The following is a 19,860-nucleotide window of genomic DNA, read 5'->3' as shown; positions in this document are numbered from 1 at the left end:
AAATCCTCCCCGGGGCGGGGAGGATCAATCGCGCTTCAACGCCCCATGTCCCGCGCCCAGCAACAATGCGATCGCAGCGCCGCCGATCAGGTTGCCCAGCGTCGACAGCGCCAGATTGTGCGCGATGCCCCCGATCGGCACCCCTGTCGGATCAAGCGCCCAGCCGAGCGGCAGCAGCGTCATGTTGGCGATCGAATGCTCGAACCCGGCGGCGACGAACAGCGTGACCGGCGGGATCACCGCGACGATCTTGCCCGCGACCGTCTCCGCGCCGCTGGCCATCCAGACGGCAAGGCACACCAGCATATTGGCAAGGATGCCCGACGCGATCAGCGTGCCGCTCGACTTGGCGGTCTTCGCCATGGCCGTTTCGCGTGCGACGGCGGCGACCGCGCCGTCGACCGCCTCGACTCCGCCTGAAGCGAGGAACAGGCCGACCACGATCAGGCTGCCGACCAGATTGGCGAGCCAGACCAACCCCCATGCCTTGGCGAGCCCCATCCCCGTCACCCGCCGCTGAACGATCGACAGCGACAGCATCGCATGGCCGGTAAACAGATGCGTGCCCGTGACCATCACCAGCATCAGCCCGCTGGAAAAGGCCAGGCCCGCCAGAAGAGGCGTGGCGCCCATGCCCGACGGCATCCCGGCGCTGGCGATCAGGTAGGCGATGCCGCCAAGGCCGATCTGCATGCCCGCCGCCATGCCCAGCCACAGCACCGCCCCCATTCCCGCCGCACCACGCTCCGCCATCGTGTCGGCGACGGTCCGGGCCAGCGGTTCGCCGGTCGTATCGGTCATGACGGGCTCCCTTTCGCCTCTGCCTCAAAAGCCAACAGGCGGCGAACGGCTTCGATCCCGTTCCTGCTCAAAATTTGGGCAACGGCGACGTTATGCTGAATTTTTGGTGCACGGCCACCGTTGCGAAACAGGCGTCCCATCCGCGTCCGCCCCGAAAAGTAACGGAAATGTAAACTGGCACACCCCTTGCGATACTGTTCCTCGGGTAATGCAAAGGGGGCGCAGGTGAAGCTGATCATCGCTATCATCAAGCCGTTCAAGCTCGACGAGGTGCGCGAGGCGCTGACCACTTTGGGCGTGGCGGGCATGACGGTGACCGAGGTGAAGGGTTTCGGGCGGCAGAAGGGCCAGACCGAAATCTATCGCGGGGCCGAATACAGCACCAACATGGTGCCCAAGATCAAGATCGAGGTCGTTTGCGCGTCCGAGATCGCCGACCGCGTCGTCGAATCGATCCAGGCCGCCGCGAATACCGGCGCGATCGGTGACGGCAAGATCTTCATGCTCGATGTCGGCCAGGCCGTGCGCATCCGCACCGGCGAAACCGACGAATCGGCGCTCTGAGCAAGGGGGGATTTCGATGAAGCACATCACCAAGATGGCGACCGGCACCGCAGGCCTCGGCCTGACGCTGTTCGCCGCGCTGCCCGCCTGGGCACAGGACGCCGCGCTCCAGGCGCCGCCCGCCGCCGCCACCGCCGCGACGGTGAACAAGGGCGACACCGCCTGGATGCTCACCTCGACCGTGCTGGTCATGATGATGATCCTGCCGGGCCTGGCGCTGTTCTATGGCGGCCTCACCCGCGCCAAGAACATGCTGTCGACCATGACCCAGATCGGCGCGGCCGCGTGCCTCGCGATGCTGATCTGGGTGATGTACGGCTATAGCCTGGCCTTCGGGCCGGACGTGTCGGGGGGCGCGTCCAACTTCATCTCCGGGCTGGGCAAGGCGTTCCTGGCGGGCGTGACCCCGGCCAGCCAGTCGGCGACGTTCACCGCGGGCGTCGAAATCCCCGAATATGTCTTCGTCTGCTTCCAGATGACCTTCGCCGCGATCACCGCCGCGCTGGTGCTCGGCTCGGTCGTCGAGCGGATGAAATTCTCGGCGGTCATGGCCTTCACCGCAGTGTGGCTGACCATCGTCTATTTCCCGGTCGCGCACATGGTGTGGGCCTCGTCGGGCCTGTTCTTCAAGGCGGGCGCGCTCGACTTCGCGGGCGGCACCGTGGTGCACATCAACGCCGGTGTCTCGGCGCTGGTCGCCTCGCTGATCCTGGGCAAGCGCATGGGGTATCCGACCACGCCGATGCCGCCGCACTCGCTGACGCTGACCGGCGTGGGCACCGGCCTGCTCTGGGTCGGCTGGTTCGGGTTCAACGCGGGTTCGGCGCTGGAAGCCAATGGCTCGGCGGGTCTGGCGATGATCAACACCTTCGTCGCGACGGCGTCGGGCGGCCTGTTCTGGATGCTCGCCGAGCGTCTGGCGGGGCATAAGGGTTCGGCGCTGGGCTTCTGCTCGGGCATCGTCGCGGGACTGGTCGCCGTCACTCCGGCGGCAGGCAATTCGGGTCCGTTCGGCGCGATCGTGCTGGGCGCCATCGCCAGCGTGGTCTGCTTCTATGCGGTGTCGGTCCTGAAGCCCAAGCTCGGCTATGACGACGCGCTCGACGCCTTCGGTGTCCACGGCATCGGCGGCATGATCGGCGCGATCGGCACGGCGGTGGTCTATGCCCCGTCGCTGGGCGGCCCGGGTGCGGCGGACTACGCCATCGGTTCCAAGCTGCTGGTCCAGCTGGGCGCGGTCGCCACGACCATCGTCTGGGCCACCATCGGCACCGTCATCGCCATGTATGTCGCCAAGGCGATCACCGGCCTGCGCGTCTCGAAGGAAGTCGAGCAGGAAGGCCTCGACCTCGGCGAGCACGGCGAACGCGCCTACAACTGATCGGGAGCGGGGGCGAAGAGAACCCCCGCACCCCACGACGTTCCTCCTGCGGACGACCTAAGCCCGGTGCGGCAACGCACCGGGCCTTTTTTATGTGTGTTGGGGGGGGCGATTTCCAAACATCCGTCCACACCGGGCGAAGTCGAAGTGCACGGGGATCGCTTGCCGATAGGGCCGGGCGTGGCTTTCGGCTTCGCTCAGGCCGAACGGCAGTCGGGGTAGGTGGAACGAAGGCGGGGAGGGCTTACCGCCCCTTCGGCCCCGCCTGTTGCGCCTGCGCCGCCTTGGCCGCTTCATATTCGTCGAAGGTACGCGACAGCAGCGCCTGGGCCTCGGCCTCGGTCACCTTGCCGTCCTTGTTCGCATCGGCCTTGTCGAACCACAGGTCGGTCAGCCGCTGGGCATGGACGGCGTCGATCTGCTTCTGGCCATTGCCCATCTTCATGATCGCGGCCTTCACCTCGGCCTTGGTCAGCACGCCGTCGTGATTGGTGTCGCGCGCCTTGAACTCGCGCGAAAATTTGGCGGCGGCGGACGCGCGGGTATCCTGCGCCAGGGCAGGGGCGGCCAGCGTGGCGGCGATCAGACCGGCGACGAGAAAACAGGTCATGCACGGGACTCCAATACGGAACTTCGCAGCCGCTCCTGACGGCCTTTGGCTGTCCGCGCAATGAACGAGTAGGGGAACGAGTAGGGGAACGACCCAACCGAAGGTTGCGTGGGAACGCGACAGCGCATAGGGGCCGGGGCAAATCCATCCCCTCTTCGTAAGGACTTTGCCGTGAGCGAAGATATCAAGCGCGTCGTCCTCGCCTATTCGGGCGGCCTCGATACCAGCGTCATCCTCAAGTGGCTGCAGCAGCATTATGGCTGCGAGGTCGTGACCTTCACCGCCGATCTGGGCCAGGGCGAAGAGCTGGAGCCCGCGCGCAAGAAGGCCGAGATGGCGGGCGTGAAGCCCGAACACATCTTCATCGACGATCTGCGCGAGGAGTTCGTCAAGGATTACGTGTTCCCGATGATGCGCGCCAACGCGCTGTACGAGGGGCTGTACCTGCTCGGCACCTCGATCGCGCGGCCGCTGATCGCCAAGCGCCAGATCGAGATCGCCAAGATGGTGAACGCCGATGCGGTCAGCCACGGCGCGACCGGCAAGGGCAACGACCAGGTCCGCTTCGAGCTGGGCTATTATGCGCTGAACCCCGACATCAAGGTCATTGCGCCGTGGCGCGAATGGGACCTGACCAGCCGCACCAAGCTGATCGAGTTCGCCGAGGCGCATCAGATCCCGGTGTCGAAGGACAAGCGCGGCGAAGCGCCCTTCTCGACCGACGCGAACCTGCTGCACACCTCGTCCGAGGGCAAGGTGCTGGAGGATCCGTGGGATGAGGTCCCCGATTACGTCTATTCGCGCACCGTCAATCCGGAAGACGCGCCCGACCAGCCCGAGACGATCACCATCGATTTCGAGCGTGGCGACGGCGTCGCGCTGAACGGCGAGGCGTGCTCGCCCGCCACGCTGCTGACCAAGCTGAACGAACTGGGCCGCAAGCATGGCATCGGCCGCCTCGACCTGGTCGAGAACCGCTTCGTCGGCATGAAGAGCCGCGGCATGTACGAGACGCCGGGCGGCACCATCTATGCGCTGGCGCATCGCGGGATCGAGCAGATCACGCTCGACCGGGGTGCCGCGCACCTGAAGGACGAACTGGCGCCGCGCTATGCCGAACTGGTCTATAACGGCTTCTGGTTCTCGCCGGAGCGCGAGATGCTGCAGGCCGCCGTCAACTACAGCCAAGAGAAGGTCACCGGCACCGTCCGCCTGAAGCTGTATAAGGGCCAGGCGATCGTCACGGGCCGCAAGTCGCCCTATTCGCTCTATTCGGAAAAGGTCGTCACCTTCGAGGACGATCAGGGCGCCTATGACCAGCGCGACGCGGCGGGCTTCATCAAGCTGAACGCGCTGCGCCTGCGCCTGCTGGGGCGTCGCGACCAGATCTGATCCGATCTCACCGTTCTGAAGGGGCAGGGCCGATATGGTCGATGACGGCCGACAGGACGGGATGACCGAAAAGGGGGCGGGGCTGTGGTGGCAGTCCCGCCCCTTCTTGTTGCTGTGCGTGCTGGCCTCGGCGATCCCGCTGCTCTGGCCTGCGGTGCCGCCGCTGGGCGACATGGGCGACCATATGGCCAGCTATCGCATCCTGGCCGAGGCGGGGCAGGCGCCGCTGGCGCGCTATTATGCGGTGCATTGGGCGGCGGTCGGCAATCTGGGCGTCGAGGGGATCGTACTCGCGCTGCACCATGTCTTCGGCATGGGAGTGGAGCCCGCCGCCAGGCTTGTCGTCATGGCCATTCCGCCGCTGACCGTGGCGGGCCTGATCGCCCTGGCGCGAGAGGCCCATGGCCGGATGCCCGCCAGTGCGATGCTGGCCTTTCCGCTGGCGTACGGCCCCGCCTTTCAGATGGGCTTCGTCAATTTCTGTCTGGCGCAAGGGTTTGTGTTCCTGGCCATGGCGCTCTGGCTGCGGCTGGCGCGGACCAGGGGCGCGGCGTGGCGGATCATCCTGTTCGCGCTGCTCGCGCCGCTGCTGTGGCTGGTCCATGCGCTCGGCTGGGCGCTGCTGGTGGCCTATGTCTTCGGCATGGAGGCCGGGCGGTTGGTCGAGCAGGGGCGGCGCTGGCCAAAGGCGGTGCTGCGCGCGGGCGTGACGGTGACGCCGATGGCGTTGCCCGCGCTGTGGATGATCCGGTCGGGCGGGGATCAGGTTGCGGGAGAGACCGGGCGCTGGTTCCTGTCCTACAAGCTGCGCTGGGTCATGACGCTGTTCCAGGAACGCTGGATGGCGTGGGATCTGGCGGCGGTGACGGGGCTGTTATTCTTCGCCTATGTCGTGATCCGGTCGCGCCGCTTGTCGGTCCGCCCGGTGCTGGGCGTGCCCGCCGCGATCGGGTTCATCGTCTTCCTCGCCCTGCCCTATCTGTTCCGGGGCGGGGCCTATCTTGACATGCGGATGCTGCCCCCGGCGGTGATGCTGGCCTTGCTGTCGGTGCACGGGCGCCCGGCGCGGTCGGAGCATGGGCTGGCGGCCGCCGCGATCGTCTTTTTCGTGGCGCGGCTGGCGGGCACGACCATCGCCTTCGCACAACTGGCGCAAGGGCATGATCGTGAGTGGCGAGCCATTGCCGCACTGCCGCCGGGCGGCACGGTGCTGGTGCTTGCCAATGTCGACGCGGAGTCACGCTGGGGAGCACCCCGGCTGACCCATATCGGCGGGCTTGCCGTCGTTCGCGCGGGCGTGTTCACCAACGGCCAGTGGACGGTGCCGGGCCAGCATCTGATCCAGCCCCGCCTGGCCGGTGCCGGGCGGTTCGACCGTGACCCGTCCTCGCTGATCTTCCCGCCGGGCGGCGAAGGGGGACCGACCGACTTCGAGGATGCGATCCGCGATTTCGACCGATGCGCCTTCGATGCGGTCTGGACGATCGGTTTTCCCAAAGGGCGGACCCGATCGCCCGATCTGACGCCGGTTTGGGCGCAGGGCAATTCCGCCGTCTATCGCGTTCGTCGCGGCCGATGCTTGTCGGACGCCCCTTCGGTCCGCTAGGCACCAGCAGATGAATGGGGGAAAGCTCAACTGGTGGCAGACGCGGTGGTTCGTGGCGGCGATGGCGCTGCTCGCCGCCGTGCCGCTGCTCTGGCCCACCGTGCCGCCGCTGGTCGACCTGCCGGGGCATATGGGGCGGTATCGCGTCCAGCTGGAATATGCCAACCAGCCCTGGCTGGCGCATTGGTATCGCTTCGAATGGCAGATGATCGGCAATCTGGGCATCGACCTGCTGATCGAGCCGCTTGCGCCGATCTTCGGACTGGAGCTGGCGGTCAAGCTGATCGTCATCGCCATTCCGGTCCTGACCGTCACCGGTCTCCTCTGGATCGCGCGCGAGGTGCAGGGACGCATTCCCGCCACCGCGCTGTTCGCGCTGCCGCTGGCCTATAGCTATCCCTTCCAGTTCGGCTTCGTGAACTTCGCGCTGGCGATGGCGCTGGCGCTGAACCTGTTCGGCCTGTGGCTGCGCATGGGGCGGCTGGGCGCGGTGCGGTTGCGCGCGCTTATCTTCGTGCCGCTGTCCTGCCTGCTCTGGGTGGCGCATACCTTCGGCTGGGGCGTGCTGGGCGTGCTGGCCTTCTCTGCCGAGCTGATCCGCCAGCACGATATCCGCCGGGCCAAGGGCGCGCGCGGGGTGCGGGGCTGGGCCGAGTCGGCCTTCCATGCCGGTTTGGGCTGTATCCCGCTGGCGCTGCCCATGGTGCTGATGGTGCTGTGGCGTTCGGGCGCGGATGTGACCGGCAAGACCGGCGACTGGTTCAACTGGCGCTGGAAGATCAACTGGGTCACGATGGTGCTGCGCGATCGCTGGATGGCGTTCGATCTCGCCTCGGTCACGGTGCTGTTCCTCGTCCTGCTCAAGGGCGTGCGCGACGAGCGGGTCGAATATTCGCGCAACCTGGTGCTGTCGGCGGCCTTCCTGTTCGTCGTCTATCTGCTGCTGCCGCGCGTCGTCTTCGGTTCGGCCTATGCCGATATGCGTCTTGCCCCCTATGTGCTGGCCATCGCCCTGATCGCGCTGCGCCCCCGGCGCGGGCTGTCGCTGCGCGGCGCCTCGACGCTGGCGATCGTGGGGCTGTTGTTCTTCGTCGTGCGGATCGGGGCGACCACGGTCAGCTACGTCATGTACAGCAACGATTACGACCGGGTGCTGAGCGCGCTGGATCATGTGCCGCCGCGCGCCCGCTTGCTGACCTTTGTCGGCCGTCAATATTGCGCCGATGTCTGGCCCTCCAGCCGGTTGGAGCATGTCGCGGGCCTCGCGCTGGAGCGCAAGCTGGCCTATGCCAACGACCAATGGTCGATGGCGGGCGGGCAGTTGCTGACGGTGCGCTACGCCCCCGCCAAGCGGTTCGCGCACGACCCGTCGGAGATCGTGACCCAGCGGCGCTGTCGCGGGCAATGGTGGCGCCCGGTCGAAACCGCGTTGAAGCTGATGCCGCGCGACGCCTTCGACTATGTCTGGCTGGTCCATGCGCCGCGCTACGACGAGGCGCTGACGCGCGGGCTGACGCCGATCTGGCGCGAGGGCGACAGCGTCCTCTACAGGATCGACGACCGCCGCCCGATCATCGACCCGGCGGCCTATGAACTGCTCAGCCGTCCTTCGCCCGATGAGGACAAGCGGGTGCCTGCGCGACGCAAGGCGACCGCGGACCAGGACGACTAAGGCGGACTATCCCCGTCGGAACGGAGTCAGTTCGCCTAGATATTCGCTTTCCGCCTCGATCGCCTGACGCTCGCGTTCCACGAACTCGGCGACGGCGCGGCGGAAGGCGGGGTGCGGGATATAATGCGCCGACCAGGTCGGCACCGGGACATAACCCCGGGCCAGCTTGTGCTCGCCCTGCGCCCCCGCCTCCACCGTCGTCAGCCCGCGTGCGATGGCGGCGTCGATCGCCTGGTAATAGCACAGCTCGAAATGGAGGAAGGGCACCTCCTCGATCGCGCCCCAATAGCGGCCATAGAGCGTGTCCCCGCCGATCAGGTTGAGCGCCCCCGCGATCGGCACCCCGTCGCGCTCGGCGAGGATCAGCAGCACCTTGTCGCCCAATTGCTCGCCGATCCGGTCGAAGGCGGCGCGAGTCAGATAGGGCTGGCCCCATTTGCGGCTGCCCGTATCCTGATAGAAGACCCAGAAGGCATCCCAATGCTCGGGGCGGATCTGGTCGCCGGTCAGGTGGCGGATGGTCAGCCCCGCGACGGCGGCGGCGCGTTCCTTGCGGATCGCCTTGCGCTTGCGACTGGCGAGCGCGTCCAGGAAATCGTCGAAGCTGCGATAGCCGTCATTGCGCCAGTGGAATTGCACGCCCTCGCGGATCAGCCAGCCCGCCGCCTCGAAATAGGGCAGCTGATCGGCCGCGACGAAGGTGACGTGCGCGGAGGACAGCTCGTTCTGGTCGGTCACCGCCTCGATCGCCGCGATCAGCGCAGGCGCGAACGCGGGGTCGCGCAGCAGAAGCCGGGGGCCGGGAACGGGCGAGAAGGGCGCGGCGATCTGAAGCTTGGGATAGTAACGCCCCCCGGCACGCTCCCAGGCATCGGCCCAGCCATGGTCGAAGACATATTCGCCCTGGCTATGCGCCTTGAGATAGGCGGGGGCGATCGCGGCGGCCCGTCCGTCCGGGCCGTCGATGACGATGGGGGCAGGCGTCCAGCCGGAGCGGCCGCCGACGCTGTGCGACGTTTCCAGCGCGGTCAGGAAGGCGTGGGAGACGAACGGATTGGCCGTGCCCGCGCAGGCGTCCCACTGGTCGGGGGACAGGGCGGCGACGCCGGACAGGATACGCGCGACGGCGGTGGTCATCGCGGTGGGATATGCGGTGTGGGGCGGGGTGGAACAAGGGGTGGGCGGTTCGCGAGGTGCTCGCTTGTGGCTTTCCCTCCCCCACCCCCTCCCGCCTGCGGGAGGGGAGCGGCTAGAGGATAGTGCTGGAGTCTCACGTCCGCCAAACAACACGCCCCTCCCGCAGGCGGGAGGGGATGGGGGAGGGCAGGGCCGCGAGCGACTCCGCCCGAGGGGTCACCCCAATTCGACGATCGCATCCACCTCGACCGCCGCACCCAGCGGCAGCACCGGCACGCCCACCGCGGATCGCGCATGACGGCCCGCATCGCCGAACAGCGACACCATCAGCTCCGATGCGCCATTGGCGACCTTGGGCTGGTCGGTGAAGTCACCGGCCGAATTCACGAACACGCCCAGCTTCACGATCCGCTTCACGCGCGACAGGTCGCCGCCCAGATACTTCTTGATCTGCGCGACCAGCATCAGGCCGCACGCCTGCGCCGCCTTCTGCCCATCTTCCAGCGAGACGCCGTCGCCCAGCCGTCCGGTGACGAGCTGGCCGTCGATGAAGGGCAGCTGGCCCGAAATGTGGAGAAGCCCGCCCGCCTCGACGACGGGGACATAGGCGGCGACGGGGGCGGCAGCCTCCGGCAGGGTGAGGCCGAGCTGCTCGAGCGCGCGATCGATATGCGTGGTCATGGGGCGAGACATGGCGCGCTCGCCCCGTTCAGGTCAAGCGCCCGGTCGATTCGGGGCAGGCCGGCCTTCATCGAAACGCGCGGCGATCCAGGCTTCCGCCTCGCGCCAGTCGTCGATCCGGGCATGGGCGTCGGGCGCGGGCGCGACGTGCGGGGCCATTTCGGGTTCGGAGACCATGTGCAGCCGGTGGACCTGCGGCGCATGCTCGGCGACCGAGGCGTGGTGCTGGGCGAGGTCGTCGACGAAGACGGTGACGGGGTGACCGTGCTCGGCGACCAGCTTTGCGACCGGCGCGCCCTTGGGTCCCGTATTGCATTGGACCCGGTGATGGATGCCGAAGCGCGCCAGCTGCTCGATGCGGGGGCTGCGGCATTCCTCGATCAGGTTGGTCAGGATGACGATATCGGCGCGGGCCGCCAGCGCGGCCAGCGCCTCGGCGGCGTGCGGCACCAGCGTCTGGCGGTCCATCTGGCCGGGGAAGAAGCCATGCAGAAGGTCCCAGGCCTCTGCCTGCGTCGGGGCGGGGCCGCCGCTCCGCCGGGTCAGCGAACCGAAGAAATCATGCCGGTCGAGCGCGAAGTCCATGTCATGCGCTTCGTCCAGCCAGTCGCGGAAGTGGCGGACCATGTGGACGAGCACCTCGTCGCAGTCGCAGATCAGCAGCGGCTTCATGCGGCCTCCAGCACGCGGCGGGCGGCGACCAGCGATTCGGGGCGCACATCCAGCGCGTCGGCGCATTCGATCAGATCGGCCTCATGCCCCTCCAGAAAGGACAGGATGGCGGCCAGCACGCCGGGCTCGCCCGCCCCGCCGCGCAGTTCCTCGACCGACAGGCCGGTCAGCGCCAGCAGCCGTTCGGCGCGCGACGGGCTTTGCAGCGTCCATATGAGCGCCTGCAGCGCCAGGGCCATATTGGCTTCGATTGTATCCGGTCCGGGCATTGCCTATCGTGTCCGTCGTAATGGTGGAGACCGCGTGACAAGAAAGGTGCTCGTTGTCGAGGACAACGAACTCAATCTGAAACTCTTCTGCGACCTGCTGCGCGTCCACGGCTTCATCGCCGAGCCGGTGCGCGACGGGCGCGAGGCGGTGGCGCGCGCGCGCGAGGTGGAGCCCGACCTGATCATCATGGACATCCAGATGCCGCATGTGACCGGCTATGAGCTGATCCTGGAGCTGAAGGCGGACGAGGAGCTGCGTCGCATCCCGGTGATGGCGGTGACCGCCTATGCGGGCCGCGACGACGAGGACCGTATCCGCGCGGCGGGGGCGGATTCCTATGTGTCCAAGCCGATCAGCCTGATGCGCTTCATGGAGGCGGTGAACGCCTTGTTGTGAGGGGGCGATCTTAGTTCGCCTCGCCCTCAGCCTTTTCGCACTGAGCGAAGTCGAAGTGCACGCCCCAAACCTATGCCGCGAGCGCTATCCCATGGCCTTCGACTTCGCTCAGGCTGAACGGAAGATGGTGGCAAAATGTCTATTTTTGGTGGTTAGCGGACGTTCATTCGCCGATGCTGGCATGGTACAAAAGCTTGCCGGTCCGGTTTGAGAAGCAGGTCATGCTTGTGCCGCCGACGACTCCCCAGCGCGGGCGAAGCTCGACGCAATTGCGATCCGGGAAGGACACCGTCACGGGCAGGAGCAAGTCCTCGATCTCTCCGGCCGTGCTACGTTCTTCGCGAGCTTTGATCGCGTAGGCCCGACGTTCTAGCGGTGCGTCCAGTGGATTACGGACTTCTTGCTGCAAGCGGCGAAGGCGGCTTTCCGCAGTCAGCCAAAGACTTGTCAGGGTGATGCAGGCGGCCAAAAGGACGATACAGAGGAGTGGTAGCCATCGGCGCATACGTCAGAACAACACGCGCCACGAACGTCCGCAAGTAGGCGAAAGCTTACCCTGTCGCTTTTAGACTCAGTCCTCCGCCTCATCCTCCACCACCGCAGCCTTACGCCCCTTGAACCCTTGGGCCACCACAAACCATTCCACCGAACCCTTGCGGCTCGACGGCGGCTTGGCATGCTTCACGGTGGCGAAGTGGCGCTTCATCTCGGCGACCAGCTGCGAATCGGCACCGCCCGCGAAGACCTTCGACACGAACACGCCGCCGGGCGACAGCACGTCGCAGGCAAAGGCGAAGGCCGTCTCGACCAGCCCCATGGTGCGTAGCGCATCGGTCTGCGGGTGGCCGACGGTGTTGGCCGCCATGTCCGACATGACCAGATCGGGCGCGCCGCCCAGCGCCTCCATCAGCTTGCCCGGCGCGGCGTCGTCCATGAAGTCCATCTCGAAGATGGTGACGCCGTCGATCGGATCGACCGGCAACAGGTCGATGCCGACCACGCTGGCGTTCGGAACATGACGCCGCACCACTTGGGCCCAGCCGCCGGGTGCCAGCCCCAGGTCGATGATCCGCTTCTTGCCGCGCAGGAAGCCGAAGCGTTCGTCCAGCTCGATCAGCTTATAGGCCGCGCGGCTGCGATACCCCTCCGCCTTGGCGCGACGGACATAGGGATCGTTCAGCTGGCGCTCCAGCCAACGGGTCGACTGGGCGGTGCGCTTCCGCGCGGTGCGCACCCGCTGGTGCAGCCCTGCATTGCCTCTGCTCACGTTCTGGCGATTCCCATCAAGCGGCGCAGGATTCCCTCGCGAATCCCACGGTCTGCGATCCCTAGCCGCTCGGCGGGCCAGAGGTCCAATATCGTCTCCAGGATGGCGCAGCCCGCCACCACCAGATCGGCGCGTTCGGGGCCGATACACGCCACCTTGCCGCGCGCGGCCAGGCTCTTGCGCGACAGGTCGGCGCTGATCGCGCGCATCGCGGCCGTGGGCACGATCAGCCCGTCGACGGCGGCGCGGTCATAATGGCTGAGCCCCAGATGGACACTGCCCAGCGTCGTCACCGTGCCGCTGGTGCCCAGCAGTCGAGGGCTTTTCAGGTTCCGGGGCAGTCGCGCGGCGAAATCGGCGAAGCTGTCCGCCACCATGGCGCGCATCCGGGCATAGGCAGCCAGCCGCCCGGCCTCACCCTCGCCGCCGCCCGCACTCTCGGTCAGCGAGACGACGCCCCAGGGAGCCGAATGCCAGTCGAGGATGCGGGGGCTGGGGCTGCGCGTGTCGACCAGCACCAGTTCGGTCGAGCCGCCGCCGATGTCGAACACCAGGGCGGGGTCGTCACCCGGCTCGATCAGCACGTGGCAGCCGAGCACGGCCAGCCGCGCCTCTTCCTCCGCCGAGATGATGTCGAGATGGATACCCGTCTCGGCCAGCGCGCGCGCGATGAAGGCGGGGCCGTTGGCGGCGCGGCGGCAGGCTTCGGTCGCGACCGCGCGCGACAGGGTGACGTTGCGGCGCTTCAGCTTGTCGGCGCACACACGCAGCGCGGCGATGGTGCGGTCGATCGCGGCGTCGGACAGGCGGCCGGTCGTCGCCAGCCCCTCGCCCAGCCGGACGATCCGCGAAAAGGCGTCGACGACCGCAAAGCCGCCGCCCTGCGGCCGCGCGATCAGCAGGCGGCAGTTATTGGTACCCAGGTCGAGCGCGGCATAGGCCTGCGCATCCGACCACCGGCCACGCTGGGGCCGGGGGGGTGCCGAACGGGCAGGCGGCTTGGCCTGCCGGTACGGCCTTCGGGTGGGAACATCCCCCATCGCCGTATCTCGCTTATTCTGTTCTATCCGTCACGAACATGAGTGTTCGCCGGTGCTTGAAGCCCAAGGTAGCGAGTCGGCGCCCGCGCGACAAGACGCACCGCCACCGCCATTGCGGAATTCGGTTGACAGGGGTGATTCGGCCGCCTAGAGGGACGCCCCTGTTCGATGCCCCGTCGTCTAAAGGTAAGACCACGGACTCTGACTCCGTTAATTGAGGTTCGAATCCTCACGGGGCATCCAGATCTTCCTGAAATCGCCGGTTTCTTCACGCTCGCGGGGATTGCGTGATGAGGGCGTTTGTATGGCTTAGACCCGGAACCGGGCCCTGTGCGGCGGGGTTCCCATCGTCATGGTCGTGATCGGATGCCTGTTGCTCGTCATCCTGCCGCTCATCGGTCTGGTGATCGGCGGTTATCTGGGTGGGCTTGCGGTCGGCCTGTGGACGGCACTGGGCGGCTTTGCCGTGGCCTTCGCCGTCTGTTCGCTGTCGGTCATCGCCCTGGTGAAGGCGCGTCCTTCGCGCTGAGGTCCAGCTCAAAGCCCGGCACAGTTGAGGAAATGCGGCGCAAGACAGGGCCGTAGCCGAACGCTATGAGCGCAGCATGCCCCGGCTGCTCCTGTTCAACAAACCCTATGGGGTCCTATCGCAATTCACGGACAAGGGATCGCCCACGGTTCGGTCGACCTTGTCGGACTTCATCGCGGTGAAGGGCGTCTATCCCGCCGGGAGGCTCGATCGGGATAGCGAGGGCCTGTTGCTGTTGTGCGATGACGGGCGGTTGCAGGCGCGCATCGCCGATCCGCGCTTCAAGATGCCCAAAACCTATCTCGTCCAGGTCGAAGGCGATCCGCAGGAGCCGGAACTGGCGCGCTTGCGGCAGGGCGTCCGCCTCAAGGACGGTATGACCCTGCCCGCCGATGTGGCGCGTATCGACGCGCCGGACCTGTGGCTGCGCGACCCGCCGATCCGCCAGCGCAAGCTGATCCCCGACAATTGGCTGAAGATCACCATCCGCGAAGGGCGCAACCGGCAGGTGCGCCGCATGACGGCGGCGGTCGGTCTGCCTACCCTCAGGCTGGTCCGCTGGTCGATCGGCGACTGGTCGGTCGCCGGGATCGCGCCGGGTGAGTTCGTCGGGGTCCCTGCTCTGGGCAGGATGGGCGGCGGCGCGCAGGACCGGTGAGAACGGCATAGGCCGCCATGCGGGCCACACCGGCCCCTGCCGCCTGTTGCGATCGACCGCGAAAACTGATTTGAGGCTTTGACGCCTTCCGCTTCCCCAAGCGCCTGGCAGGTTTTGGATTCCATGAATTATCGCCACTCCTTCCATGCGGGCAACAGCGCCGATGTCGTGAAGCACAGCCTGCTGATCGCGCTGGTCCGGGCCTTGCAGCAGAAACCGGGCGCGTTGACCCTGATCGACACCCATGCCGGTTGCGGACTTTACGACCTTGGCGGCGAGCAGGCCCAACGGACCGGCGAAGCCGCCCAAGGCGTGGTGCGGGCCTTTGCCGACACCGACCCGCTGCTGGACGATTATCGCGCCGCCGTGCAGGCGGTGAATGACGGGGCGGAGCCGCGCCTCTATCCCGGCTCGCCACGGTTTCTGGCCCAACTCCTGCGCCCGCAGGATGTGCTGATCCTCAACGAAAAGCACCCCGAGGACGCCCGTACCTTACGCGGCGCGATGCGCGGGGCGCCGGCGGCCGTGCATGAGCGCGATGCCTATGAGCTCTGGTTGGCAATGCTTCCCACCCGCACCCCGCGCGGCATGGTGGTGGTCGATCCACCCTATGAACAGACAGACGAACGCGCCCGCATCACCGCCACGCTCGCGGCGGCGCATCGCAAATGGGCGCATGGCGTGACGGTCATCTGGTATCCGCTGAAGGACCGGGCGACGCACGGGCGGTGGAAGTACGACCTGCACAAGCTCGGCATCCCGAAGTTCCTGTCGGTCGAGCATTGGCTATATGATGCCGATCAGCCGGGCATCTATAACGGCGCGGGCCTTTTCATCGTCAATCCGCCCTATGCCTTCACGCAGGCGCTGCCGCCCCTGCTGGAATCCCTTCGTGCCGCACTGGCCCCGGAGGGGCATAGCGGCGAGATCACGGCGGATTGGCTGCGCGACTGAAGGGGGCTGGTGAAGCCAGTCCTATCGCCGCCACCCTTTGTGCAGGATCGGCCGTGGCGGGGCGGCCATTCGGCGGATCATCCCGTCGACCGATGGCAATGGGTGTGGACGGCAAGGCGCGGCCGAGCAAGCATGGCCGGGCCAACCAACAGGCTGATCCATATCGAAACCGGGAACTGCGCCTGTCCCCCGATATTGAAGGAGAAAACACAAGGATCATAATGTGATAGGCGAAATCGAACAACAGTCGGGAGCGACCCGGGCCCCAACCGGATCGACCAAGCAGCGCGAGGGCCTGTTGCGCCTGCTGCAATTGCTGGAGGCGCGGGACTATCAGTTCGTAACGCCGACGCCCGCCACCCATGCGCGGGTGCTCGTCAATCGCGGGGATCGGCCCGCGAACGATGTGCGGGACATATTGGGCTGGAGCCTGCCCTTCTCGCCGTCGGTGTTGGATGCCGAGCTGCGCGCCGCCCTGGACGCGGCGGAAATGCTGGTCGAACGCGATGACGGGTGCCTGCAAGCCACATTGCGCGTGTCGCGCGTCGAAGGGACGCTGTTCCTCCATTCCGCCTATCCGACCACGGCCACGGACTCGGTGTTTCTGGGGCCGGACAGCTACCGGTTCGCCAGGCTGATCATCGGGCGGATGGATATGGGTGCGCGGCGCATCCTCGATTATGGTGCGGGGGCCGGGGTCGGCGGGATCGTCGCGGCGCGGGTTTCGCGCGGTTCGCATCTGACGCTGGCCGACATCAATCCGCGCGCGCTGTTCCTGGCGTCGATCAACGCCGAACATGCCGGTGTCGCGCACAGCGTCGCAAATGTGTCGGCGCCAAAGGAACTGGCCGACTCCTTCGACCAGATCGTCACCCATCCGCCCTTCATGATCGACGCGGATCGCCGGGCGTACCGCGATGGCGGCGACCTGTATGGCGGCCGACTTTCGCTCGACTGGACGCTTCAGGCTTTGGCATTGCTCAAGCCGAAGGGACAACTGATCCTGCATACGGGCGCCTCGGTCGTCGACGGGCGGGACGTGCTGCGCATGGCGCTGGCTGAGCAACTGCCCGCGACCGGATTCGAGATCGACTATTCCGAACTCGACCCCGACATCTTCGGCGACGAGCTGGAAAAGCCGACCTATGTCGATGTCGAACGGATCGCGGCGGTGGGGTTGGTCGTACGGCGGGTGGGACTGTGACGTCCCGCCTCAGGCCGTCTTCTGGATCAGCGGTTCGATCCGCAGGTTGACGATGTCGCAATTGGCCGATCGGCTGAGGACGAACAGGATCGCATCGGCGACATCCTCGGCGGGCAGCATCCGGCCTTCGGCGACGGCGGTCTGTTTCTCCTCCGCGCTGCATTCCTGCATGTCGGTGTCGACCGATCCCGGCTGGATCACGCTGACCCGGATGCGTTTGTCCGCGACCTCCTTGCGCAGCGTCTCGGCAAAGGCCTGGATACCCGCCTTGGTCGCGGCATAGACGCTTTCGCCCGCCGCCTTGATCTCGGTGCTGATCGATCCGACGAACAGCAGATGGCCGCCGCCCTGCTCCTGCATGCGCAGGATCGCGGCGCGGGCGCAGGCGAGATAGCCGGTCAGGTTGGCGTCGATGACATAGCGCCAGTCCTCCTCGGCCATCTCATGGATCGGCTGCGCGCCGAGTGCGGCACAGGCGACCAGCATGTCGATGCCCCCCAGCCGGTCGTCGACGGCGGCGAAGACCCGGTCGATGCCGTCGCGCGTCGCGGCGTCCTCGACGATTCCGATCACCTCGCCATCGATCCCGGATAGCGCCGCGTCGAGCGCATCCTGATGCCGTCCGAAGGTCAGGACGCGCGCGCCCTCGTTCGCCAGCGCCTTCAGCGCGGCCCGGCCGATGCCGGTGGTGCCGCCGGTCAGCAGGATGCGGCGGCCGGACAACATGGTGGGGTTCTTGGTCATCGGTTATTCCCAGGTCAGGATCAGGCGGCCTTGCGCGGGCACGCAGTAATCGACGCGGTCGGTGCTGACGGCATCGGGGGCGATCGTCTCGCCGCTGGCGGTGGTGACGCGGCTGTCGGTCAGCGTGCGCCGCTTCAGCCGGACGAGGCGCAGCGAGGCGGTGCGCGTCTCGCCTCCGTCGAGCACGATCGACAGCGCATGGTCGCCGACCCGCTCGACCGCGCGGACCAGCATGTCGCAATAGAGGCGAAAGGGCGCGCCCTCGACTTGGTGGAAGGCGCTGGTGGCGAAGATGAACGCCGCGCCTGCGCCGTACACCTCCTGTCCCACCTGCCCGGCGGGCTGGCCATCGGGATAGAGATCCTCCAGCGGGAAGGAGAGGGTCTTGTCGATATGGCCGTTGGCCTCGCGCTGTTCCTCGGCAATGGCTTCGGGAGGCAGTGCGTCGGGATAATAATACCAGGCGCGCGACAGGGCATGGCGGCAATATTCGCCGATCAGCATCCGCGCCTCGGGGTCGAGGTCGGGGCCGCCGTCGTCCAGATAACGCTCGAACGCGACATAGCTGTCGAAACATTCGTACATCGCCATATAGGGCGCGTCCTGAAGACAGGTGACCGCCAGGAACGTCTCGTAATGCGCGGCATGGCCGATGCGGCTGTCCCAGATCACCGCATTGTGCAGGAAGCTGGCGAGATAGACATAGCTCTGCTCGCGATAGACATCGCGATTGGTGATCCGCCACAGCCGCATGCAGGCGGCGGCGCCCCAGGCGGTCAGATTGGCCTGATAGTTGAGGTTGAAGCCCAATCCGATGGCGGCGTCGATCGCGGCGCGCGCCTCGTCCAGATAGGTCTTGTCGTCGGTCAGCTCGAACGCCTGGAGCATGACCCAGGCATAGATGCCGCCGACATCGGTCTGCCCGCGTCCGTCGACCGGGGCCTCCTTGGTGATGACCGAGAAGTCGGTGACGTCATATTCGATCGGCCAGCGATAGTCGAAATGCCGCGCGACCCGCACGCCATAGCCGATCGCCTTCAGGAACAGCGCGCGCGCGTCGTCATCGCCGCCCAGCGCCAGCGTGCCGAGGTTCAGCAGCGGGTGATAGAGATACCAGCTATCGACCGCATCGGCATTCTTGTCCTGGCCGACATTGGGCAGATAACGACGGAACGTGCCGAGCTTTTCGTCGAAGAAGCGCGGCAGCCCCGCCTTGAATGCCGCTTCCAGGGGATGCGGCTCGCCCCGCCAATCGCCCCATCGGCGGAGCGCGGCGACGACCGACATCTGTACCATGATGTCGGGATATTCGGCGCCCGTATAGGGGTGGACATAGCGATGGCCGTAATGGCGGATCGTGGCGTCGGGCGCTTCGTCCAGCTCGCGCGCGGCGCGCTCGGCGCGGTCGATCCAGTCGCGATAGGCGACGGGGGGCGGATCGAGCAAGTCATAGGCGCTGCCCAGCATCTGCACGAACTGGCGGGCGGACTCGCGTTCATGCGGGGGTGCATGGTGGCGGAAGACCAGGATGGTATCGGACAGCGTGACGCTCTCGCCCGCCGCCAACGCGACCTCGGCGGGATCGGCATCGGCATCGGGAATGGGCAGCGCATAGCCCAGCTCGGGCCAGGTCCCCGCCACCGCCTCGCGCGGGACGGTGCCGGTCGTGCGGAAATAGTCGTTCGAAGCGGTGTAGTTCTGAACATAGAGGATGTTGCCGAAGGCGGGTGCCTCAATGCGGAAATAGAGAAGGCCGGTGTTCAGCCCGCGCTGCGACGCCTCGACCACGCCTTGCGCCCGCACAGGATCGTCGTTCGCGCCAAGGGGATAGAGATCGCGCGGGGCGGGGGGCAGCACCATCGGCCGGGCCGGGGTAAAGCAGGTCGTGATGCGCAGCCGCTCCACCGCCAGCCGGTCCGCGATACAGGAGACGACATGCTCGCCCATCGCGCTGGTCAGGCGGAGCCGGGCGACCTCGCCCTTCTCGGGCGGCAGCACCGCACAGTCGAAACTCATCGGTATATAGGCGGCCCGCACCGCCAGTCCGCCTGCGCTCCCCTTGCGTCGCACGATGGCGAACACCGACGTCGCGGTCCGGTGGAGCCGGATGACCAGATCGCCGACGGTAAAATCGGCCAGCGGCGCGGGTTCGTCGCGTAGCAGGTCGCGCAGGTCGAGCAGATGGGGGCTGATCGCGGGCGGCGCTTCGGCCGTCGCTGTTCGGGGCATGGCACCACTCCGAAAGGGGGACGGGGATGATGGCCAACCCCCTCGGAAAGAAC

The 19,860-nt window shown here is 66.9% G+C and carries 22 protein-coding genes and 1 tRNA gene; 11 read left to right on the top strand and 12 right to left on the bottom strand.

Annotated features, from left to right (window positions below; translation table 11 throughout):
• Positions 1–24: 24 nt before the first annotated feature.
• Positions 25–801 (bottom strand): formate/nitrite transporter family protein, encoded by a 777-nt coding sequence (locus ACQR50_RS17130; RefSeq protein WP_428969233.1) that lies wholly within the window; start codon positions 799–801, stop codon positions 25–27.
• Positions 798–1,040 carry a hypothetical protein gene (locus ACQR50_RS17125; protein ID WP_428969232.1) on the bottom strand — a complete coding sequence of 81 codons (243 nt, stop codon included), beginning with the start codon at positions 1,038–1,040 and terminating at the stop codon, positions 798–800. Before ACQR50_RS17125 ends, ACQR50_RS17130 begins: the two co-directional genes overlap by 4 nt.
• On the opposite strand from ACQR50_RS17125, the gene ACQR50_RS17120 reads away from it, so the two are divergent.
• Together ACQR50_RS17120 and ACQR50_RS17115 are read left to right on the top strand one after the other, a co-directional pair.
• Positions 1,027–1,365, top strand: coding sequence for a P-II family nitrogen regulator (locus ACQR50_RS17120; protein WP_042488306.1), 339 nt, complete (start codon positions 1,027–1,029; stop codon positions 1,363–1,365). The two genes, ACQR50_RS17125 and ACQR50_RS17120, sit on opposite strands and share 14 nt — an antisense overlap.
• 16 nt (positions 1,366–1,381) lie before the next feature.
• Positions 1,382–2,746 carry an ammonium transporter gene (locus tag ACQR50_RS17115; RefSeq protein ID WP_056436160.1) on the top strand — a complete coding sequence of 455 codons (1,365 nt, stop codon included), beginning with the start codon at positions 1,382–1,384 and terminating at the stop codon, positions 2,744–2,746.
• Positions 2,747–2,990: 244 nt separating this feature from the next.
• On the opposite strand, the gene ACQR50_RS17110 is transcribed toward ACQR50_RS17115, so the two are convergent.
• Positions 2,991–3,356: an EF-hand domain-containing protein gene (locus tag ACQR50_RS17110; RefSeq protein ID WP_428969231.1), complete on the bottom strand. Its 366-nt coding sequence runs from the start codon at positions 3,354–3,356 to the stop codon at positions 2,991–2,993.
• Between the two features lie 171 nt (positions 3,357–3,527).
• On the opposite strand from ACQR50_RS17110, the gene ACQR50_RS17105 reads away from it, so the two are divergent.
• From ACQR50_RS17105 to ACQR50_RS17095, 3 genes are read left to right on the top strand one after another with little or no spacing between them, the layout of a single operon-like run.
• Complete coding sequence (locus tag ACQR50_RS17105) at positions 3,528–4,748, top strand: argininosuccinate synthase (RefSeq protein WP_058734783.1); 1,221 nt, start codon at positions 3,528–3,530, stop codon at positions 4,746–4,748.
• 34 nt (positions 4,749–4,782) lie between these two features.
• Positions 4,783–6,354, top strand: a complete 1,572-nt coding sequence (locus ACQR50_RS17100) for a hypothetical protein (RefSeq protein ID WP_428969230.1) — start codon at positions 4,783–4,785, stop codon at positions 6,352–6,354.
• A gap of 10 nt (positions 6,355–6,364) precedes the next feature.
• Positions 6,365–8,026, top strand: a complete 1,662-nt coding sequence (locus ACQR50_RS17095; RefSeq protein WP_428969229.1) for a hypothetical protein — start codon at positions 6,365–6,367, stop codon at positions 8,024–8,026.
• A gap of 6 nt (positions 8,027–8,032) precedes the next feature.
• On the opposite strand, the gene ACQR50_RS17090 is transcribed toward ACQR50_RS17095, so the two are convergent.
• The 4 genes from ACQR50_RS17090 to ACQR50_RS17075 form a co-directional block, all read right to left on the bottom strand.
• The gene (locus ACQR50_RS17090; protein ID WP_428969228.1) at positions 8,033–9,163 is read right to left on the bottom strand and encodes a GNAT family N-acetyltransferase; all 1,131 of its coding nucleotides are present in this window, start codon (positions 9,161–9,163) and stop codon (positions 8,033–8,035) included.
• A gap of 216 nt (positions 9,164–9,379) precedes the next feature.
• Positions 9,380–9,844 (bottom strand): RidA family protein, encoded by a 465-nt coding sequence (locus ACQR50_RS17085; RefSeq protein ID WP_056436142.1) that lies wholly within the window; start codon positions 9,842–9,844, stop codon positions 9,380–9,382.
• Positions 9,845–9,877: 33 nt separating this feature from the next.
• Positions 9,878–10,516: an HAD family hydrolase gene (locus tag ACQR50_RS17080; protein WP_428969227.1), complete on the bottom strand. Its 639-nt coding sequence runs from the start codon at positions 10,514–10,516 to the stop codon at positions 9,878–9,880.
• Positions 10,513–10,755, bottom strand: a complete 243-nt coding sequence (locus ACQR50_RS17075) for a DUF3572 family protein (protein WP_156884148.1) — start codon at positions 10,753–10,755, stop codon at positions 10,513–10,515. Before ACQR50_RS17075 ends, ACQR50_RS17080 begins: the two co-directional genes overlap by 4 nt.
• 64 nt (positions 10,756–10,819) lie before the next feature.
• Between ACQR50_RS17075 and ACQR50_RS17070 the strand changes: the two genes are divergently transcribed.
• Positions 10,820–11,182 carry a response regulator gene (locus ACQR50_RS17070; protein ID WP_056436133.1) on the top strand — a complete coding sequence of 121 codons (363 nt, stop codon included), beginning with the start codon at positions 10,820–10,822 and terminating at the stop codon, positions 11,180–11,182.
• A 163-nt stretch (positions 11,183–11,345) separates the two neighbouring features.
• Here ACQR50_RS17070 and ACQR50_RS17065 read toward each other — a convergent pair whose 3' ends face one another.
• The 3 genes from ACQR50_RS17065 to ACQR50_RS17055 form a co-directional block, all read right to left on the bottom strand.
• The gene (locus ACQR50_RS17065; protein WP_428969226.1) at positions 11,346–11,651 is read right to left on the bottom strand and encodes a hypothetical protein; all 306 of its coding nucleotides are present in this window, start codon (positions 11,649–11,651) and stop codon (positions 11,346–11,348) included.
• Between the two features lie 102 nt (positions 11,652–11,753).
• Positions 11,754–12,449, bottom strand: coding sequence for an RlmE family RNA methyltransferase (locus ACQR50_RS17060; RefSeq protein WP_428969225.1), 696 nt, complete (start codon positions 12,447–12,449; stop codon positions 11,754–11,756).
• On the bottom strand, positions 12,446–13,489 hold the full coding sequence (locus ACQR50_RS17055; protein WP_184106243.1) for a Ppx/GppA phosphatase family protein: 1,044 nt from the start codon (positions 13,487–13,489) through the stop codon (positions 12,446–12,448). Before ACQR50_RS17055 ends, ACQR50_RS17060 begins: the two co-directional genes overlap by 4 nt.
• 169 nt (positions 13,490–13,658) lie before the next feature.
• Here ACQR50_RS17055 and ACQR50_RS17050 point away from each other — a divergent pair.
• From ACQR50_RS17050 to ACQR50_RS17030, 5 genes are all read left to right on the top strand, one after another.
• Positions 13,659–13,732 (top strand) — tRNA-Gln (locus tag ACQR50_RS17050).
• Positions 13,733–13,841: 109 nt separating this feature from the next.
• Positions 13,842–14,018, top strand: a complete 177-nt coding sequence (locus tag ACQR50_RS17045) for a hypothetical protein (RefSeq protein WP_428969224.1) — start codon at positions 13,842–13,844, stop codon at positions 14,016–14,018.
• A 76-nt stretch (positions 14,019–14,094) separates the two neighbouring features.
• Entirely contained in the window at positions 14,095–14,676 is a 582-nt protein-coding gene (locus ACQR50_RS17040; RefSeq protein ID WP_428969223.1) for a pseudouridine synthase, read from the top strand.
• Positions 14,677–14,799: 123 nt separating this feature from the next.
• Entirely contained in the window at positions 14,800–15,630 is an 831-nt protein-coding gene (locus ACQR50_RS17035) for a 23S rRNA (adenine(2030)-N(6))-methyltransferase RlmJ (RefSeq protein WP_428969222.1), read from the top strand.
• A gap of 223 nt (positions 15,631–15,853) precedes the next feature.
• Positions 15,854–16,834, top strand: coding sequence for a methyltransferase (locus ACQR50_RS17030; RefSeq protein WP_428969221.1), 981 nt, complete (start codon positions 15,854–15,856; stop codon positions 16,832–16,834).
• A gap of 9 nt (positions 16,835–16,843) precedes the next feature.
• Here the strand turns inward: ACQR50_RS17030 and ACQR50_RS17025 are convergent, their stop codons facing one another.
• On the bottom strand, positions 16,844–17,578 hold the full coding sequence (locus ACQR50_RS17025; RefSeq protein ID WP_428969220.1) for an SDR family oxidoreductase: 735 nt from the start codon (positions 17,576–17,578) through the stop codon (positions 16,844–16,846).
• Positions 17,579–17,581: 3 nt separating this feature from the next.
• Positions 17,582–19,807, bottom strand: coding sequence for a hypothetical protein (locus tag ACQR50_RS17020; RefSeq protein ID WP_428969219.1), 2,226 nt, complete (start codon positions 19,805–19,807; stop codon positions 17,582–17,584).
• Between the last annotated feature and the right edge of the window lie 53 nt (positions 19,808–19,860).

This window comes from Sphingomonas sp. Xoc002 (assembly GCF_050408055.1).
GTDB classification, from domain to species: domain Bacteria; phylum Pseudomonadota; class Alphaproteobacteria; order Sphingomonadales; family Sphingomonadaceae; genus Sphingomonas; species Sphingomonas yabuuchiae.
Note: the sequence above shows the minus strand (reverse complement) of the source record. Positions and strands in the feature narration are given on the sequence as shown.

Excerpts from the sequence above, each read along its gene's own strand:
- ACQR50_RS17080 (WP_428969227.1), bottom strand. The coding sequence starts at position 10,516 with ATGAAGCCGCTGCTGATCTGCGACTGCGACGAGGTGCTCGTCCACATG.
- ACQR50_RS17125 (WP_428969232.1), bottom strand. The coding sequence starts at position 1,040 with ATGATCAGCTTCACCTGCGCCCCCTTTGCATTACCCGAGGAACAGTAT.
- ACQR50_RS17115 (WP_056436160.1), top strand. The coding sequence starts at position 1,382 with ATGAAGCACATCACCAAGATGGCGACCGGCACCGCAGGCCTCGGCCTG.
- ACQR50_RS17075 (WP_156884148.1), bottom strand. The coding sequence starts at position 10,755 with ATGGCCCTGGCGCTGCAGGCGCTCATATGGACGCTGCAAAGCCCGTCG.
- ACQR50_RS17045 (WP_428969224.1), top strand. The coding sequence starts at position 13,842 with ATGGTCGTGATCGGATGCCTGTTGCTCGTCATCCTGCCGCTCATCGGT.
- ACQR50_RS17085 (WP_056436142.1), bottom strand. The coding sequence starts at position 9,844 with ATGACCACGCATATCGATCGCGCGCTCGAGCAGCTCGGCCTCACCCTG.
- ACQR50_RS17035 (WP_428969222.1), top strand. The coding sequence starts at position 14,800 with ATGAATTATCGCCACTCCTTCCATGCGGGCAACAGCGCCGATGTCGTG.
- ACQR50_RS17100 (WP_428969230.1), top strand. The coding sequence starts at position 4,783 with ATGGTCGATGACGGCCGACAGGACGGGATGACCGAAAAGGGGGCGGGG.
- ACQR50_RS17020 (WP_428969219.1), bottom strand. The coding sequence starts at position 19,807 with ATGCCCCGAACAGCGACGGCCGAAGCGCCGCCCGCGATCAGCCCCCAT.
- ACQR50_RS17055 (WP_184106243.1), bottom strand. The coding sequence starts at position 13,489 with ATGGGGGATGTTCCCACCCGAAGGCCGTACCGGCAGGCCAAGCCGCCT.
- ACQR50_RS17025 (WP_428969220.1), bottom strand. The coding sequence starts at position 17,578 with ATGACCAAGAACCCCACCATGTTGTCCGGCCGCCGCATCCTGCTGACC.
- ACQR50_RS17090 (WP_428969228.1), bottom strand. The coding sequence starts at position 9,163 with ATGACCACCGCCGTCGCGCGTATCCTGTCCGGCGTCGCCGCCCTGTCC.
- ACQR50_RS17110 (WP_428969231.1), bottom strand. The coding sequence starts at position 3,356 with ATGACCTGTTTTCTCGTCGCCGGTCTGATCGCCGCCACGCTGGCCGCC.
- ACQR50_RS17040 (WP_428969223.1), top strand. The coding sequence starts at position 14,095 with ATGCCCCGGCTGCTCCTGTTCAACAAACCCTATGGGGTCCTATCGCAA.
- ACQR50_RS17130 (WP_428969233.1), bottom strand. The coding sequence starts at position 801 with ATGACCGATACGACCGGCGAACCGCTGGCCCGGACCGTCGCCGACACG.
- ACQR50_RS17095 (WP_428969229.1), top strand. The coding sequence starts at position 6,365 with ATGAATGGGGGAAAGCTCAACTGGTGGCAGACGCGGTGGTTCGTGGCG.